We start from the raw sequence: 16,812 nt of genomic DNA, 5'->3' as shown, positions 1-16,812 counted from the left end.
TTGACTGTTTAGTCAGTATTTTTTACTAAGGCAGTTTTACGTCAGACAGGTCTTCGGTAGTGCCGACTTTTTTCATTTCGCCAGCTACGATTTCTGCCAGTGGGCCCAAGATAACCTGAAGGTTGTTGGTGCCTAGTTTAACAACACCCATCGCACCCAGTGCTTTCAGTGTTTTCTCGTCGATTTGGCTGCCGTCTTTAACAGTCAGGCGCAGACGAGTGATACATGCATCGATGTTAGTCAGGTTGTCGTGACCACCTAGAGCTTTCAGGTACTGACGAGCCAGGGTACCGGTCTCTTGAGAACCTTGAACATCTGAAGAAGTTTCATCGTCTTCTTCACGACCTGGAGTTGCCAGGTTGAACTTCAGGATAGCTGCACGGAACACGGTGTAGTAGATAACCGAGAACACCAGACCTTGAGCAATCAGCATGTACCAGTTAACCGCCAGTGGGTTACGGGTAGACAGAACCATATCCACCAGACCAGCAGAGAAGCCGAAGCCAGCAATCCACTGCATAGACGCTGCGATGTATACAGAGATACCAGTCAGCAATGCGTGCAGTACGTACAGACCAGGTGCCAGGAACATGAATGAGAATTCCAGAGGCTCAGTTACACCGGTGAAGAAAGATGCGAAAGCAGCAGCCAGCATGATAGATGCAACTTTCTCTTTGTTCTCTGGCTTCGCACAGTGGTAGATAGCCAGTGCTGCACCTGGCAGACCGAACATCATGATTGGGAAGAAGCCTGCTTGGTACATACCAGTCACACCAGCAACACCGGTGCCTTCAGCGATAGACTTAGCACCACCCAGGAAGTTAGGGATGTCGTTAATGCCGGCAACGTCGAACCAGAATACTGAGTTCAGAGCGTGGTGCAGACCAACAGGGATCAGAAGACGGTTGAAGAACGCATATACACCCGCACCCAGCTCGCCCATACCTTGGATACCTTCACCAAAGCTTACCAGACCACCGTATACGGTTGGCCATACGTACATCAGGATGAACGCAATGAAGATACCGGCAAAAGAGGTCAGGATAGGTACGAGACGCTTACCAGAGAAGAATGCCAGTGCTTTGTGCAGTTCAACGTGTGAGAAACGGTTGTACAACTCAGCAGATACGATACCAACCAAGATACCTACGAACTGGTTGTTGATCTTACCGAATGCTGCAGGTACCGCGCTTGGGTCGATGCCCTGAATTTGCGCAACCGCACCTGGAGACAGCAGCGTGGTCACAACGAGGAAACCAACGAAGCCTGACAGTGCAGCTGCACCATCTTTATCTTTTGACATACCGTACGCAACACCAACTGCGAACAGTACAGACATGTTATCGATGATTGCAGCACCAGCTTTGATCAGGAATGCTGCCAGTGCGCTGTTCGCACCCCAGCCATTCGGGTCAATCCAGTAACCAACACCCATCAGAATTGCAGCGGCAGGAAGCGTGGCGACTGGCACCATCAGCGCTTTACCTACTTTTTGGAAATAACCGAGAATATTCACCTTTGTTCCCCCTATAGTGGTTCTTTCTCAGATGTGTAATGACAACATGGGACTTTTTTTACTATCCAATGTGAGTCAGGAGGAGTTTATTCCATTAATTTCGCCCCGCAAATTAAAACGGATGCAATTGTGATTATGGTCACTCAAAACACTACGAGATCAGGTTTTTTGCTAGCACGCTCATAAAACTTATTTTATGATAAAAACTAAGATGCAAGTCCACTATCATGTATAGTCAGAATTTGAATTAACTGAGAGGTGTCCCGTGAGACTTATCCCGCTACAAACAGCACATGAAGTAGGCCTTTGGTCAGCGCGTCATATTGTTGATACGATTAACAAATTTGCCCCAACCGAAGATCGCCCGTTTGTTCTTGGCCTGCCAACCGGTGGTACCCCTCTGAACACTTATAAGCAACTGATTAATCTTCATAAGCAGGGCGAAGTAAGCTTCAAACACGTTGTGACTTTTAATATGGACGAATACTGTGGCATCCCAGCTGACCACCCAGAGTCATATCGTTCATTCATGTACAACAACTTCTTTAATCATATTGATATTGAGGAAGAAAACATCAATCTTCTGAACGGTAACGCCGAAGATCACTTCGCTGAGTGTCAGCGTTACGAAGACAAGATCAAATCTTACGGCAAAATTAACCTGTTCATGGGTGGCGTAGGTAACGATGGTCATATCGCATTTAATGAACCAGCGTCTTCTTTGTCTTCACGAACTCGTATCAAGACACTGACCGAAGACACGCGCATTGCAAACTCACGCTTCTTCGATAACGATATCAATCAGGTGCCTAAGCACGCGTTGACTATCGGTGTTGGCACTTTGCTGGACGCAGAAGAAGTAATGATCCTGATCACCGGTCATAATAAGGCACTGGCGCTGCAAGCAGCAGTTGAAGGTTCAGTTAACCATCTATGGACTGTATCTGCACTGCAACTGCACCCTAAAGCTCTGATGGTGTGTGATGACCCATCAACTGCTGAGCTGAAAGTGAAGACGGTTAAGTACTTCCAGGAGCTGGAAGCAGAAAACATCAAGAACCTGTAAGGGAAGGAAGTATTCATGTACGCACTGACAAACTGCCGAATTTTCACCGGTAGCGAAGTGCTGGATAATCATGCCGTTGTCGTTGATGGCGGCCTGATCCAGAACATCTGCCAAGAAAACGAATTACCAGAGGGCATTGAAACCCGTTCATTGGACGGCGCATTCCTAACACCTGGTTTCGTTGACCTACAACTGAATGGTTGTGGCGGTGTAATGTTCAACGACGAAGTGACGGCGGACACTATCCACACGATGCATTTGGCAAACCTCAAGTCTGGCTGTACCAGTTTCCTGCCAACTCTGATCACATCTTCAGATGAAGATATGAAGGCATCTGTCAGTGCGATCCGTGATTACCAAGACCAATACGCCAACCAAGCGCTTGGCCTGCATCTTGAAGGTCCTTACCTGAACGTTGCCAAAAAAGGCATTCACAGTGTCGATTACATCCGTCGCTCTGACGATGCAATGATCGATTTCATCGCTGCTAACGCAGATGTCGTGACAAAGGTTACTTTGGCACCTGAGCTGACTCCTTCTGAACACATTGAGAAGTTGGCAAAAGCGGGAATCGTTGTGTCAGCTGGTCACACCAACGCAAGTTATGTTGAAGCACGCGCAGGTTTCAAAGCAGGTATTACTTTCGCGACTCACCTATTCAACGCAATGACCCCAATTGCTGGTCGTGAGCCGGGAATGGTTGGCGCAATCTACGATACACCTGAGGTTTACACCGGCGTTATCGCTGATGGTTTCCACGTCGACTATGCAAACATCCGCATTGCACACAAACTCAAGGGTGAAAAGCTTGTTCTCGTTACCGATGCAGCAGCGCCTGCAGGAGCGGACATGGATCACTTTATTTTTGTTGGCAAGAAAGTATATTACCGAGATGGTAAGTGTGTAGATGAAAACGGCACACTTGGCGGTTCGGCATTGACCATGATTGAAGCAGTACAAAACTCTGTCGAACATGTAGGCATCGCTTTGGATGAAGCGGTACGCATGGCAACCTTGTATCCTGCACGTGCAATCGGAATGGATGACAAGCTTGGCGCTATCAAACAAGGATATGTGGCCAACCTGACCGTGTTCGACCGTGAATTCAATGTCAAAGCGACTGTGGTTAACGGCGAATACACATTGAATTAGGAAACTTATGACAGGCGGACAAATTGGTAACGTAGATCTGGTTAAACAGCTAAACGGTGCCGCCGTTTACCGACTCATCGACCAACAAGGGCCGATTTCTCGAATCCAAATCGCTGATGTAAGTAGCCTTGCACCAGCCAGTGTTACCAAAATTACCCGCCAGTTACTGGAGCGCGGCTTAATTAAAGAAGTCGCGCAACAGGCATCCACCGGTGGCCGTCGGGCCATTTCTTTGACCACCGAATGCGCACCTTTCCACTCATTGGCTGTTCGTCTTGGGCGTGACCGTATCGAGCTCACTCTGTTTGACCTTGGCGGCAACCCACTTGCAGAACATGACGAGCCGTTCCACTACCCAAATCAGGACACACTGATTGAAGGGTTGATCTACAAATTGCATACCTTCCTTGCTTCACACCAAGGTGTGCTGAAAGAGCTGATCGCAGTTGCCATTTCCCTCCCAGGCCTAGTTGATGCAGAGGCCGGCATTGTGGAATATATGCCACATATTACGATCGACAAATTACCGCTAAGTGACTTAATTCGCGATGAATTTGGCGTTCAGTGCTTTATCGGAAATGACACCCGTGGCCAGGCTCTCGCGGAACATTATTTCGGGGTGAGTAAAAATTACTACGATACCCTATTAGTCAGCGTTCACAATGGCGCGGGCGCAGGTATCATCGTGAACGGTCAGGTCTTTTTGGGGTATAACCGTAACGTCGGTGAAATTGGCCATATCCAAATTGATCCACTGGGTAAGAAATGCCAGTGTGGAAACTTTGGCTGTCTGGAAACTGTCGCTTCAAACCCGGCCATTATTGAACATGCTCAACAACTGTTGGCTCAAGGCCACGAGAGCATGCTTCAGGGCAAGAAAGATTTAAACGTGTCAGACATATGCCGCGCAGCTGTCGCAGGTGATGAACTGGCGCGTCAGGTTCTGGTGAAAGTAGGCAATCATTTAGGTAAAGCTATTGCCATGACCATCAACCTGTTCAATCCACAACAGGTGGTTATTTCAGGTGAAATCACAGAAGCGAAAAGTGTCGTTTTCCCTGCTATTCAACGCTGTGTAGAAAACCAATCTCTGCGTACGTTCCATCAGAACTTGCCTATTGTCGCAGCGGGTCTTTCTGCAACGCCTACACTGGGCGCCTTTGCTTTGGTTAAGCGCGCAATGCTAAATGGTGCGCTATTGCAGCGACTGCTGGAAGACTAAAAACTCATACTGACGCTGAATTAGGCGCATAGTTTGTAAAATGTTACAAAGGCAATGCTGGTGACCAGCATTGCCTTTGTTTTATTATTGCTACTAACTTTTCAGAGTTGATACGCCACCTTTTCGTTGGCAGTGGCACAGCTCACCCATTTTTAGGATAGTTACTGCTTTATGGATTTAGTGATTATTGCCGTGGCCTTCATCAGCGGCTTTCTTATGTTGCGCTGCCATATGCCTCCTCTGGTGGGCTTTCTCATCGCTGGTTTTGCGCTTCACGCTGCAGGCTATACAAGCACGCCTCTCATCCAGACACTGGCAGATCTTGGCGTCACGCTGCTGCTTTTCACTATTGGCCTGAAGCTAGATGTAAAGTCCCTTCTCAATAAAGAAATTTGGCTTGGCGCGACACTTCACAACATCGCGACTACTGCCCTGTTTACTCTTTGTATGGTTGGCCTAAAAGCGGTCGGCATATCGACATTTTCCAGCCTGAATCTCAATGATCTTGCTCTTATTGCCTTTGCCCTTTCCTTCTCAAGTACTGTTTTCGCCATCAAAGCGTTACAGGAAAAGGGGGAAATGAATGCTACCTACGGCACACTCGCTATTGGTATCCTGATTATGCAGGATATCTTTGCGGTGATTTTCCTAACCATCGCTTCAGGAAAAGTGCCGGGCATTGAAGCACTATTACTGTTCGCATTACCATTGGCTCGCCCTATCCTTTTCAGGCTGCTAGATCGCGCCGGACACGGCGAAGTCTTGGTGCTATATGCTGTATTTCTCGCGCTAGTTGCCGGAGCCGGTTTGTTCGATGCGGTTGGTATGAAGCCAGATCTGGGCGCACTCATCCTAGGCATGTTGATGGCAGGCCACATCCGTGCATCGGAAATGGCAAAGTCCCTTTTCAATCTGAAAGAGCTCTTTCTTGTGTGCTTCTTCCTCAACATTGGCCTTTCAGAACAGCCAACCGTCCAGGGCTTTTTAATCGCCGTCATTCTCCTTATCCTACTTCCTTTGAAAGGCGCGCTGTACTACCTGATTTTCAGTGCTTTCAAATTCCGTGTCCGCACATCACTGTTCGCGACACTGACCTTATTCAACTACAGCGAGTTTGGCCTCATTGTCGGTGGAATCGCTTATCAAATGGGGATCATGCCGGGTAGCGTCTTGGTTGCTATTGCAATTGCTGTTTCCCTCTCCTTTGTTTTGGCGGCTCCACTCAACACCTTCAGTCACAAAATCTATGCGTATGCTTCTGGTAAACTTCATGACCCCAACCCGAATAAGCTTCACCACAATGACCAGCTCATCTGCCTTGGGAATGCGCGAGTGGTGATTTTGGGGATGGGACGTATAGGTACGGGGGCATATGACGAGCTATCAGAAGACTACTCTGAAGCAGTGTTAGGCATTGAGGCTCGTGAAGACTCTGTCGAGCGTCATGGCAATGAAGGGCGTAAGGTTATTCTGGGAGACGCTACAGACCCTGACTTCTGGTCGCGAGTAATATCTTCAAAGCAAATAGAACTCATCTTATTAGCGATGCCAAACAGCCACGCCAATACCATTGCCATGGAGCAGATTAATCAACTTAATTTTAAAGGCAGAGTTGCTGCTATCGCCCGTTACGCTGATGAACTGGAGCAGCTTAAGGGGCTCGGCGTAGATGAGGCCTATAACATCTACCGAGAAGCAGGATCAGGTTTCGCGCGTCACGTGAAAGAACAGTTAAATCGTTAAGCAGATTCTTCGCCTAGTACACACTTGAAAGCGCCATCTTACCCTCTTGATTGGCGCTTTTTTCATCACACAATAATCCATATTCACCAAAATACGAACTTAGCCAAATATTTTCTAATCACACACCAGGTTTGATATTTTTTTTCTCGCTCTTGCTTGCTTTTTTTATCCAAGTTGGCAAATTGAACACAACGCAAAATAAAATGAGCCTTACAAAGGCGGCAGCAGGAAGTTTAGAGAGGGATTTATGTGTTCTGTATTTGGCATTCTGGATATTAAGTCAGATGCGTCTGCACTTCGCGAAAGTGCTTTGGAAATGTCCAAGAAACTGCGTCACCGTGGCCCTGACTGGTCAGGTATTTACTCATCTGAGCGTGCTATTCTTGCGCACGAGCGCCTGGCCATCGTTGGTTTGAACTCCGGCGCCCAACCTCTCTATAGCCCAGACGGCAAAGTGGTACTGGCTGTGAACGGCGAAATCTATAACCACAAAGAAATTCGCGCACGTTACGAGGGTAAGTACGAGTTTCAAACTGATTCCGATTGTGAAGTGATCCTTGCTCTGTATCAGGATAAAGGCGCTGATCTTCTTGAAGAGCTGAACGGTATTTTTGCTTTCGCGCTTTACGACGAAGAGAAAGACGAATATCTGATTGGCCGTGACCACATTGGTATCATCCCTCTCTATCAGGGTTATGATGAGCACGGTAACTACTATGTTGCGTCTGAAATGAAAGCGCTGGTTCCAGTATGTAAAACTATCAGTGAATTCCCTCCAGGTTGCAGCTACGGCTCTAAAGATGCTGAGCCTGTTCGTTACTATGTGCGCGATTGGAATGAGTTCGCAGCGGTTGAAAACAACACCTCAAGCAAAGAAGAACTCACAGCGGCGTTAGAGGCTGCGGTTAAGCGTCAACTGATGACTGATGTTCCATATGGTGTTCTGCTTTCCGGTGGTTTGGATTCTTCTATTACTTCAGCTGTGGCTAAACGTTTCGCCGCAATGCGTGTTGAAGATGATGACAAGAGCGCTGCATGGTGGCCTCAGCTTCACTCCTTTGCGATTGGCCTGGAAGGCGCGCCAGATCTGAAAGCTGCTCGTGAAGTAGCAGAGAAAATTGGCACTGTTCACCACGAAATGACCTACACCATTCAGGAAGGTCTGGACGCTATTCGTGATGTTATCTACCACATTGAAACTTACGACGTAACAACTATCCGTGCATCTACCCCGATGTACCTGATGGGTCGTAAAATCAAAGCTATGGGCATCAAAATGGTACTGTCCGGTGAAGGTGCAGATGAAATCTTCGGTGGCTACCTGTACTTCCACAAAGCGCCTAACGCCCAAGAGTTCCATGAAGAGACCGTACGTAAGCTTTTGGCACTGAACATGTTTGACTGTGCCCGTGCGAACAAATCACTGGCGGCATGGGGTGTGGAAGGTCGTGTTCCTTTCCTCGATAAAGAGTTTATCGATGTAGCAATGCGCTTGAACCCGAAAGACAAGATGTGTGGTAACGGCAAGATGGAAAAACACATCCTGCGTGAGTGTTTTGAGCATTACCTACCAGATTCGATCGCATGGCGCCAGAAAGAACAGTTCTCAGACGGTGTTGGTTACGGCTGGATTGACACTCTGCGTGCCGTTGCGGAAGAGAAGGTCACCGATCAGCAAATGGAATCGGCTAGCTTCCGCTTCCCTTACAACACACCACAAACCAAAGAAGCTTACGTTTACCGTGAGATCTTTGAAGAGCTGTTCCCGCTGCCATCAGCGGCAGAATGTGTTCCAGGTGGCCCATCAATCGCCTGTTCAAGCGCCAAGGCGATTGAGTGGGATGAGAGCTTCAAAAACAGCGCCGACCCTTCTGGTCGAGCTGTAGCTGCTGTTCACAACGAGGCTTACAACAAAGCATAAGCTTCAGCACTTAAACCGCTATTAGAAAATCCGCCCACGTGGCGGATTTTTCTTCATGAAATCGGCAATCACAAATTAGTTGGCGCTCAGGCAAGGCGGTAAAATGATTTCTGCTCGGGAGCTTAGTCCGCTAAGTGACCGAGAGAAATCATGAAATCAACGCCACATAAGTGTCAAATAAGGCAGTGATTTAGCGTTCCCAGTAGGCCTCTTCGAGCGAATCCTCTTTCTCTGGCAAACCACGAGACAAACGCGGTGAATGCTGCGCCAGTACTTCATAGCTTACGCGGTTGGCGTATTTACATACCTGAGAGAACGAGCTGTAGGTCAGGAATGAATGGGCGTGCTTGCTGGAGTTTGGCACATTATCACGGTGATAGCGGTTTGCTGACATATCATGTAGTACCGCTGACAATGCGCCATCACCCGCACCATTGGTGTTTTTGATACGCTCTGGACCACCCATGTAAGGCGCAATGTGTGAGTAAACCTTAAATGGGTTTTCACACTCTGACTTTTTCATCGGGCGGCTGAATTCGTAACGGTTGAATTCGGCAATTGAACCAGGGAGCAACGGCAAACTGGTTTCACGCTTGGCTTCTTCTTCGGTATAGCCAGCCATGTAAAGCCCTACCGGTCCTGCTGTACACAGCACCATATCTACCCACTCAAGGGCTTTGTCTGCCGCCAACAATGGATCAGGTTCACCAGTCAGCGCTTCCGCTTCTTCTTCGTTCATCGCAACAACAGAAACATGCTCTGACAGGAAGTCACGCCACCATTGCGGATTGTTCTGAATCACGTACTTGGTACCCATGGTCATCACCACTGGTACATCGTGCATCTTCGCAAACTCGATCGCTTTCATGGTCGCTTCTGGCATTGGATCGCCTTCTTTACAGCGAACCAAGTAGGCTGTAAGTACCAGTGCTGACGCATTTTGGAAGATGTGCTCTGGGATAGAATCTGCGTGGAGCTGGTTCATCAAACCTTCACTGATCGCAAAGGTACGTTCACCTTCTTCACTGATCAACGTGTAACAACGACCAATTGGGCCCAGAACCGCCTGCAAATAGTTCAAATCCATACGGCTTGAAGTGTTGCAGAGGTAACGATACGCATAACTGCCGATAGTAATATCCTGGCTCATGACACCAAGCAGGATGGATTTGTCGTCAGCAAGCGTTGAGTAGTTATGCAGCGTGTTGCCAATGGTACCACCCGCAAACTCATGGCTAACCATATTGTTGTCTTTTAGTTCCTGATACAGCGATTCTGCACGCTTGTCATCAATCACCAAAGAATGGCCCTTACTCAGTTCGTATTTCGCAACGAAGTCGTCTGCTACTTTTGCTTCAATATCCACCAGCGTCTGGTCGATACCGATAACATGTGGACGTTTCAGCTTGCGCTGCTCGCTCGCTTGCACCAATAGTGGATCGCGTGCATGGACAGGAAAGTAATGCTTAGACTTGCGTTGGCCCGGGAATTTCATGATTCAATGCGTCGTTGTTGTGGCGAAAGTGCGAATTCTATCACACATATTTCAACGAGGAATCTTTCGGACAAAAATATGCCCGGGTGAAAAGTCAGCCCAGGCATAAATAAAAATGAAAAGAAGGCGTTACCAACTTTTGGTATTTCTCTCCACCAACAGTTTCATCATGTCGATATGAGCAGGAGAATCATTGAGGCAAGGGATGTATCTGAACGTCTCGCCGCCCGCTTCTATAAAACTCTCGTGACATTGCTCAGAAATCTCTTCCAAAGTCTCCAAACAATCCGCCGAGAATGCTGGCGTAATAACATCCAGACGTTTTACCCCCTCGCCAGGCAACGTCTCAAGGGTCTTGTCTGTATAGGGCTGTAGCCACTCTTCACGACCAAAACGTGACTGGAATGTCGTTTTCAGCGGTACATCGCTGGACAATCTTGCTACTAGTTTTTCTGTTGTCCCTAAGCAATGTGTCTTGTAAGGATCACCGTTATCTGCGTAACGTTTAGGAATGCCGTGATAAGAGCACAGCAGCATGTCAGGTTTACCATGCTCTGCCCAATGCGCTTCAACCGATTGCGCCAGTGCTTCAATATAGCTTTCTTCGCTGTAATAGTGGTTCACAAAACGGAACTCTGGCAATTCGGGCATTTGTTTGAGTGATTTGGCAATTTTGTCGAAAACAGCCGCCGTCGTGGTGCGCGAGTACTGTGGATAAAGCGGCAATACGAGAATTTTATTACAGCCTCTGGCTTTTAATGATTCAACCCCCGCCAGAATGCTTGGGTTTCCATAGGTCATACCCAACTCCACTGGTAGTCCAGTTTCACGCTCCAACGCGGCTTTTTGACGTTTTGAGTAGACCATCAGTGGTGAACCCTCTTCCATCCAGACGGTTTGATAGAGTTTTGCTACCTTAGGAGAACGCACAGGCAAGATAATCCCGTGCAATAACGGACACCAAAGCCAACGTGTCATATCGACGACACGCTGATCATGAAGGAATTCGCTGAGAAAGGCTTTTACTGCTTGTGCGGTCGGTGCTTCCGGTGTGCCGAGGTTAGCCAGCAACACTCCTACTTTGTTGTTTTTGTTTTCCATTTCGTCCTGCAACACAGATTGTTTTACCCCGAGGATACCACTACTTCTCTTTGGGAGAAAAAGATCAAAAAAGGGCAATCGCATTGATTGCCCTTTTTTTAAACACTGAGGTTATTAACCCAGCGCTTTAGCGATTTCTTGGCTTACTTCTGCAACCTGCTGAGTACCATCAAATTTCAGGTACTTGGTGTTGCCTGCTTCTGCTTCTTTCGAGTAGTAAGCGATCAGTGGCGCTGTTTGGTCGTGGTATACACCCAGACGTGCGCGTACAGTTTCTTCTTTGTCGTCATCACGAACAACCAGATCTTCGCCAGTCACGTCGTCTTTACCTTCCACTTTAGGCGGGTTGTAAACAACGTGGTAAGTACGGCCAGAAGCTAGGTGCGCGCGGCGACCACTCATACGTTCAACGATAACGCTGTCTGGCACGTCAAATTCCAGTACGTAGTCAACCACTACGCCGATGTCTTTCAGGCCGTCTGCCTGTGGAATAGTGCGTGGGAAGCCATCCAGAAGGAAGCCTTTCGCACAGTCTTCTTGTGCAATGCGCTCTTTAACCAGACCAAGGATGATATCGTCAGATACCAGTTGGCCCGCGTCGATAACTGCTTTCGCCTGTTTGCCCAGCTCGGTGCCGGCTTTGATTGCTGCACGCAGCATGTCACCAGTGGAAATTTGTGGAATACCATATTTTTCCATGATGAACTGCGCTTGAGTCCCTTTACCTGCACCTGGTGCGCCCAGAAGAATGATGCGCATAGTTATCCCCTTTATTTACTTTGGAGTTTCGCAAAAACACGAAACATACACGTATATTGATACCTAAACAACCTCGTGCCCGACGTTTTCAACACAATTGGCGCTGGTATCGGTTCTAGTCTCTCTGTTCCTTCATTCGACATTGGTCGGCAAAAGAAGAGGCGATGGATCACAAAATCATTTAGGTATTGAAGCTATCAAGCCCAGCATTCCCGCTGAGCTCGTCATATTAATAACGATAATGAATCGTTATTCAATTAGCCTTTAGTCAGAAGTTGGTTCACCGCACTCAAGAACTGAGATGGGTCATCCATCGAGCCGCGCTCTGCAAGCATCGCCTGACCTAACAGCATCTCAACCCAGCGACCGAACACTTCTTCGTCCGCTTCGTCGGCCATTTGCTTCACCAGCGTGTGTTCTGGATTCATTTCAAAGATGTATTTCACTTCTGGCGCTTCTTGCCCAGCCGCAGCCAGTAGCTTCGCCATCTGTGTTCCCATTTCAAACTGATCGGTGACCACCACAGCTGGTGTGCCGGACAGTTTGAAGGTAGGGCGAACATCTTTCACACGGTCACCGAGATATGCTTTAGTTCTATCAACAACAGAAGCAAACTCTTTCTCGGTTTCTTCACGTTTCTCTTTCTCAGCGTCGTCTTCAAACTTGCTGAGATCCAGATCCGCTTTAGTGATCGCTTGGAACTGCTTGCCGTCAAACTCCGGCAGGTAGCTCATCAGCCATTCATCGATGCGATCGTACATCAGGATCACTTCAATGCCTTTGGCTTTGAATTGCTCTAAGTGAGGACTATTTTTTGCTGCCTGATAAGAATCTGCAGTCAGGTAGTAAATCTTGTCCTGCTCTTCCTTCATGCGAGATACATAGTCAGCGAGGGAAACCGTTTGTTCACTACTGTCCGTTTCAGTCGAGGCAAAGCGCAGCAAACCCGCGACTTTCTCACGGTTTGAGAAATCTTCCGCAGGACCTTCTTTCAGTACCAAACCAAATTCTTTCCAGAAGCTCTGGTATTTGTCCGGGTCGTTATTTGCCAAACGCTCTAGCATAGTCAGAACACGCTTGGTGCAAGCGTTACGCAAAGACTGAGTCACTTTATTGTCTTGCAGAATTTCACGGGAAACATTCAATGGCAGATCGTTTGAGTCAATCAAACCACGGACAAAGCGCAAGTAGTTCGGCATGAACTGCGATGCATCATCCATGATGAACACGCGTTGCACATAAAGCTTCAGACCATGCTTATGATCGCGGTTAAACATATCCCATGGTGCTTTAGAAGGGATGTAAAGAAGGCTGGTATAGTCATTTTTACCTTCTACGCGATTGTGGCTCCACTGCAGTGGGTCAGCGAAATCATGGGACAGATGCTTATAGAACTCATTGTACTCTTCATCAGAAATATCTGATTTTGAACGAGTCCAAAGCGCCTGAGCTTTATTAACCTTTTCCCACTTGCCTACATCGGTTTCTTTGCCTTCTTCGTCGCGTTCCTGCTCCCACATTTCGACAGGAATGCCGATATGATCTGAGTATTTACCAATCACGTCACGCAGACGCCACTCGTCTAGAAACTCTTTATCCTCTTCTCGCAGGTGAAGAGTAATCAAGGTACCGCGAGTGGTTTTTTCAACACCTTCGATGGTGTATTCACCTTCACCTGCCGATTCCCACTGCACACCCTCTGAAGCATCAGTGCCTGCCGCACGGGTCGTGACGGTGACTTTGTCGGCCACAATAAAGGCAGAGTAGAAGCCCACACCAAACTGACCAATCAGCTGACTGTCTTTCGATTGATCTTCTGAAAGTTGTTTAAAAAAGTCAGCCGTGCCAGATTTTGCAATTGTTCCGAGGTTCTCAATCACCTCATCGCGGCTCATGCCAATGCCGTTATCTTCAACGGTCAAAGTGCCCGCTTCTTTGTTAACGCTTAGGCGAACGCGAAGATCACCATCATTCTCATACAGCGCAGAATCAGACAGTGCCTTGAAACGCAGCTTGTCAGATGCATCCGATGCATTAGAGATCAGTTCACGCAGGAAGATCTCTTTGTTGGAATAGAGTGAGTGGATCATCAAGTGCAGCAGTTGCTTCACTTCAGATTGGAAACCACGCGTTTCCTTACTTTGTAGAGTCGCTTGATCGGTCATTTTAACCCCAAACTAAATGTATTTTGATTGAATCACTTCCTGTAAATATGGCCGCAATTTTCCAATTCAAGGGCGAGCAAGGAATTTTTGATTTCTTGAGCTATTTTTCGCATTTCAGGTATAATCGTCTTTATTTTTAGCCAATTTAGGCGCTATTCACCTCCAAGTTCGAGGTTAACCCGCCAAACTTTTCAAGATTCGCGCAGGTAAGTAAATCGAATGTTAAATAAATCGAACCGTTACCTTCTGGGAGAGCGTTTTGTTTTTTCTCCCAGCGACAGTTCTTTGATCGATCTTTATGAAAATGATGAGTTGATTCGACTGGGCAGTAACGAGTGCCGAGTATTGATGGTTCTGATAGAAGAGCCTCACGCTATTGTCACCCGAAACCGAATCCACGACTTTGTATGGCGTAAGCAAGGTTTCGAAGTCGACGATTCAAGCCTGACACAATCTATTTCTACCTTAAGAAAAGGCCTGAAAGACTCCACGAAAAGCCCGATGTTTGTCAAAACCGTGCCAAAACGCGGATATCAGGTAGTGTGTTCAGTAGAGGTCTATAACGATCAAGAAGTTGACCTGCCAAAATCTACTGCCACTGAGAAGGAAGACGATGTTGTAGAAGCAGAGATCGTAGCCACTGAGGCTGAAAGCGAGTTGCAAGAGTCACCAACAAACGTTGCTATAACGGCACCTCAGCCAGAACAATTGGACATTCCTAGCACTCCGGTTACGGTAAAAATCCCGCTGGGCTCATGGGTAGCATTCGTGCTCGCATTGCTGGTACCTCTGGCATTTTACGTTGCTTCCACTCCTAAATCTGAAGCATTTAGGGAAATCTTAACGGTCGAAGATGTACCGGTTTACGTTCCCGTGACCAATGCGCGTATCAACCAATGGCAGCCTATGGTTCAGCGCTGTGTTGAAAAGTACATTGGTTTCTACCGTGAAAAGCGCGAATTGGAAGAAGTGATTGTTACGGGTGGGCAGGATAACCAAATTTCCCTGAACTACATCCACACCGCAAAAGACGCTGATGACAACATCACTTATGTACTTCTCACAAGCCAGCAAGGGAGTGATGCACTATGTCGTTGAGTCATAACGTACCAAGACGTCGTGATCAGCTAAAGCGATTTGGCCCATTTGCCATGTTGCTGATTTCAGTATTAGTTAGCGCCTGGATTTTCCTCGGCGAAGATATGCGCACTTCCAACCTGCTGTTATCTAAGGAATGGAAGTCACGCACCATCAATCATATTGAAGAGGCCGACTATCGGGATGTGGCAGGCCTCACACAGACCGAACAACAAAGCAATATGGTGTTTTTACCCGATAATACTTATTCCCGTGACACTCAAATTGTGTTGAAGAACGAGGAGCAAAACACCCAAGTAGTGATGTCTGTTTCAGAATCCGGGGAATGGGAAGTCAGTGGCGGTTATCTGAAACTGAAACTCGGCAGTATCAAAGACGTCACTACCGGTGATACAACTGAGTTCTCTGAAGAGGATTTAACATTGGTTCGTACCTTCTATCGCCTAGGCGCTGAAAAGGTTCGCCGCATTGATGTATTGAATGACGGTTCACTGCTGCTTACCAGTTTGAACCATGGTTCGCTGGTGCTTTATAGCAAATCGTAATATCACTTACGCCAGTGCAACTAAAAAGGCCGCTCAAGCGGCCTTTTTTATCCTAAACGGTGTCTTCCAATAATCGAGTGAGAGAGCGTAGTGCCGTCCACCAGCTCTAATTCTCCTCCCATCGGCACACCATGCGCAATGCGGCTCGCAATGACGCTGTGTTCTAGACAAAGCTCACTGATGTAATGCGCTGTCGCTTCACCTTCTACCGTTGGGTTGGTTGCGAGTATCAGCTCAGAAATTGACTCTGACGATAAACGCTTTTCCAATAAATCCAAACCGATATCAGAAGGACCAATACCGTCAAGTGGCGATAAATGCCCCATAAGAACGAAGTAACGGCCAGAGTATTGGCCAGTAGCCTCGATGGCGGCAATATCTGCCGGACTTTCTACCACACAGATTTGACCATTCTCCTGACGACGAGGATTAGCGCAAATCGCACACTCCTCCTCTTCAGTAAAGGTCCGGCATTTTTCGCAATGACCGATGTCGGTCATTGCTGCAAGCAAGGCTTCGGAGAGCTTTACGCCACCTTGACGATTTCGTTGCAGAAGATGAAAAGCCATACGCTGTGCAGATTTGGGGCCGACCCCAGGTAAACAACGCAAGGCTTCCATCAACTGCTCAAGCAGTTGGCTTGTACGCATATTTAGAATGGCATTTTGAAGCCTGGTGGCATCTGCATACCACCAGTCACTGAAGCCATTTTCTCTTTCTGCGCTTCTTCAATGCGACGTGCTGCATCATTGAACGCAGCGGCAATCAGATCTTCCAGCATGTCTTTGTCGTCTTCCATCAAGCTGTCATCAAGCTCTACACGACGAACACTATGGCTGCCAGTGATGGTCACTTTTACCAAGCCTGCCCCAGCTTCGCCAGTGACTTCCATATTCGCAATTTCTTCCTGCATCTTTTGCATGCGCTCTTGCATCTGCTGCGCCTGCTTCATCAGGTTGCCCATTCCGCCTTTACCAAACATATTGTTCTCTCTAAGTAGCTTTGGGCTGACATTCAGTGAATCACAGC

14 protein-coding genes are annotated in these 16,812 nt (G+C 47.6%); 7 read left to right on the top strand and 7 right to left on the bottom strand.

The annotated features are described in order from the left end of the window. Positions 1 to 25 precede the first annotated feature (25 nt). The gene (nagE, locus tag K6Q96_RS04880; protein ID WP_251878282.1) at positions 26 to 1,516 is read right to left on the bottom strand and encodes an N-acetylglucosamine-specific PTS transporter subunit IIBC; all 1,491 of its coding nucleotides are present in this window, start codon (positions 1,514 to 1,516) and stop codon (positions 26 to 28) included. Between the two features lie 265 nt (positions 1,517 to 1,781). Here nagE and nagB point away from each other — a divergent pair, with 265 nt between their 5' ends. The 5 genes from nagB (at position 1,782) to asnB (ending at position 8,620) form a co-directional block, all read left to right on the top strand. Further along, complete coding sequence (nagB, locus tag K6Q96_RS04875) at positions 1,782 to 2,582, top strand: glucosamine-6-phosphate deaminase (RefSeq protein ID WP_251878280.1); 801 nt, start codon at positions 1,782 to 1,784, stop codon at positions 2,580 to 2,582. Positions 2,583 to 2,597: 15 nt separating this feature from the next. Further along, the gene (gene nagA / locus K6Q96_RS04870; protein ID WP_251878278.1) at positions 2,598 to 3,734 is read left to right on the top strand and encodes an N-acetylglucosamine-6-phosphate deacetylase; all 1,137 of its coding nucleotides are present in this window, start codon (positions 2,598 to 2,600) and stop codon (positions 3,732 to 3,734) included. Between the two features lie 7 nt (positions 3,735 to 3,741). Further along, complete coding sequence (nagC, locus tag K6Q96_RS04865; RefSeq protein ID WP_251878276.1) at positions 3,742 to 4,956, top strand: DNA-binding transcriptional regulator NagC; 1,215 nt, start codon at positions 3,742 to 3,744, stop codon at positions 4,954 to 4,956. A 171-nt stretch (positions 4,957 to 5,127) separates the two neighbouring features. Next, positions 5,128 to 6,699, top strand: coding sequence for a cation:proton antiporter family protein (locus tag K6Q96_RS04860; RefSeq protein ID WP_251878274.1), 1,572 nt, complete (start codon positions 5,128 to 5,130; stop codon positions 6,697 to 6,699). Between the two features lie 247 nt (positions 6,700 to 6,946). Next, complete coding sequence (gene asnB / locus K6Q96_RS04855; protein WP_251878272.1) at positions 6,947 to 8,620, top strand: asparagine synthase B; 1,674 nt, start codon at positions 6,947 to 6,949, stop codon at positions 8,618 to 8,620. A gap of 190 nt (positions 8,621 to 8,810) precedes the next feature. On the opposite strand, the gene K6Q96_RS04850 is transcribed toward asnB, so the two are convergent. From K6Q96_RS04850 to htpG, 4 genes are all read right to left on the bottom strand, one after another. Then, complete coding sequence (locus K6Q96_RS04850; RefSeq protein WP_251878270.1) at positions 8,811 to 10,115, bottom strand: inosine/guanosine kinase; 1,305 nt, start codon at positions 10,113 to 10,115, stop codon at positions 8,811 to 8,813. 129 nt (positions 10,116 to 10,244) lie between these two features. After that, positions 10,245 to 11,216 carry a ferrochelatase gene (gene hemH / locus K6Q96_RS04845; protein ID WP_251878269.1) on the bottom strand — a complete coding sequence of 324 codons (972 nt, stop codon included), beginning with the start codon at positions 11,214 to 11,216 and terminating at the stop codon, positions 10,245 to 10,247. A 114-nt stretch (positions 11,217 to 11,330) separates the two neighbouring features. Then, positions 11,331 to 11,975: an adenylate kinase gene (gene adk, locus K6Q96_RS04840; RefSeq protein WP_251878267.1), complete on the bottom strand. Its 645-nt coding sequence runs from the start codon at positions 11,973 to 11,975 to the stop codon at positions 11,331 to 11,333. Between the two features lie 257 nt (positions 11,976 to 12,232). Then, complete coding sequence (gene htpG, locus K6Q96_RS04835) at positions 12,233 to 14,140, bottom strand: molecular chaperone HtpG (RefSeq protein WP_251878265.1); 1,908 nt, start codon at positions 14,138 to 14,140, stop codon at positions 12,233 to 12,235. A 219-nt stretch (positions 14,141 to 14,359) separates the two neighbouring features. On the opposite strand from htpG, the gene K6Q96_RS04830 reads away from it, so the two are divergent. After that, entirely contained in the window at positions 14,360 to 15,238 is an 879-nt protein-coding gene (locus K6Q96_RS04830) for a transcriptional regulator (RefSeq protein ID WP_251878264.1), read from the top strand. Beyond that, positions 15,229 to 15,783: a regulatory protein ToxS gene (locus tag K6Q96_RS04825; protein ID WP_251878262.1), complete on the top strand. Its 555-nt coding sequence runs from the start codon at positions 15,229 to 15,231 to the stop codon at positions 15,781 to 15,783. Before K6Q96_RS04830 ends, K6Q96_RS04825 begins: the two co-directional genes overlap by 10 nt. A gap of 47 nt (positions 15,784 to 15,830) precedes the next feature. Here the strand turns inward: K6Q96_RS04825 and recR are convergent, their stop codons facing one another. Together recR and K6Q96_RS04815 are read right to left on the bottom strand one after the other, a co-directional pair. Further along, entirely contained in the window at positions 15,831 to 16,433 is a 603-nt protein-coding gene (gene recR / locus K6Q96_RS04820; protein WP_251878260.1) for a recombination mediator RecR, read from the bottom strand. A 2-nt stretch (positions 16,434 to 16,435) separates the two neighbouring features. Beyond that, complete coding sequence (locus K6Q96_RS04815; RefSeq protein WP_002539630.1) at positions 16,436 to 16,765, bottom strand: YbaB/EbfC family nucleoid-associated protein; 330 nt, start codon at positions 16,763 to 16,765, stop codon at positions 16,436 to 16,438. Positions 16,766 to 16,812 lie beyond the last annotated feature (47 nt).

This window comes from Grimontia kaedaensis (assembly GCF_023746615.1).
GTDB classification, from domain to species: Bacteria; Pseudomonadota; Gammaproteobacteria; order Enterobacterales; family Vibrionaceae; genus Enterovibrio; species Enterovibrio kaedaensis.
The sequence above is the reverse complement of the archived record's forward strand: the minus strand, read 5'-3'. Positions and strand labels throughout refer to the sequence as shown.

Excerpts from the sequence above, each read along its gene's own strand:
- nagA (WP_251878278.1), top strand. The coding sequence starts at position 2,598 with ATGTACGCACTGACAAACTGCCGAATTTTCACCGGTAGCGAAGTGCTG.
- nagC (WP_251878276.1), top strand. The coding sequence starts at position 3,742 with ATGACAGGCGGACAAATTGGTAACGTAGATCTGGTTAAACAGCTAAAC.
- K6Q96_RS04860 (WP_251878274.1), top strand. The coding sequence starts at position 5,128 with ATGGATTTAGTGATTATTGCCGTGGCCTTCATCAGCGGCTTTCTTATG.
- asnB (WP_251878272.1), top strand. The coding sequence starts at position 6,947 with ATGTGTTCTGTATTTGGCATTCTGGATATTAAGTCAGATGCGTCTGCA.
- K6Q96_RS04850 (WP_251878270.1), bottom strand. The coding sequence starts at position 10,115 with ATGAAATTCCCGGGCCAACGCAAGTCTAAGCATTACTTTCCTGTCCAT.
- hemH (WP_251878269.1), bottom strand. The coding sequence starts at position 11,216 with ATGGAAAACAAAAACAACAAAGTAGGAGTGTTGCTGGCTAACCTCGGC.
- adk (WP_251878267.1), bottom strand. The coding sequence starts at position 11,975 with ATGCGCATCATTCTTCTGGGCGCACCAGGTGCAGGTAAAGGGACTCAA.
- htpG (WP_251878265.1), bottom strand. The coding sequence starts at position 14,140 with ATGACCGATCAAGCGACTCTACAAAGTAAGGAAACGCGTGGTTTCCAA.
- K6Q96_RS04830 (WP_251878264.1), top strand. The coding sequence starts at position 14,360 with ATGTTAAATAAATCGAACCGTTACCTTCTGGGAGAGCGTTTTGTTTTT.
- K6Q96_RS04825 (WP_251878262.1), top strand. The coding sequence starts at position 15,229 with ATGTCGTTGAGTCATAACGTACCAAGACGTCGTGATCAGCTAAAGCGA.
- recR (WP_251878260.1), bottom strand. The coding sequence starts at position 16,433 with ATGCGTACAAGCCAACTGCTTGAGCAGTTGATGGAAGCCTTGCGTTGT.
- K6Q96_RS04815 (WP_002539630.1), bottom strand. The coding sequence starts at position 16,765 with ATGTTTGGTAAAGGCGGAATGGGCAACCTGATGAAGCAGGCGCAGCAG.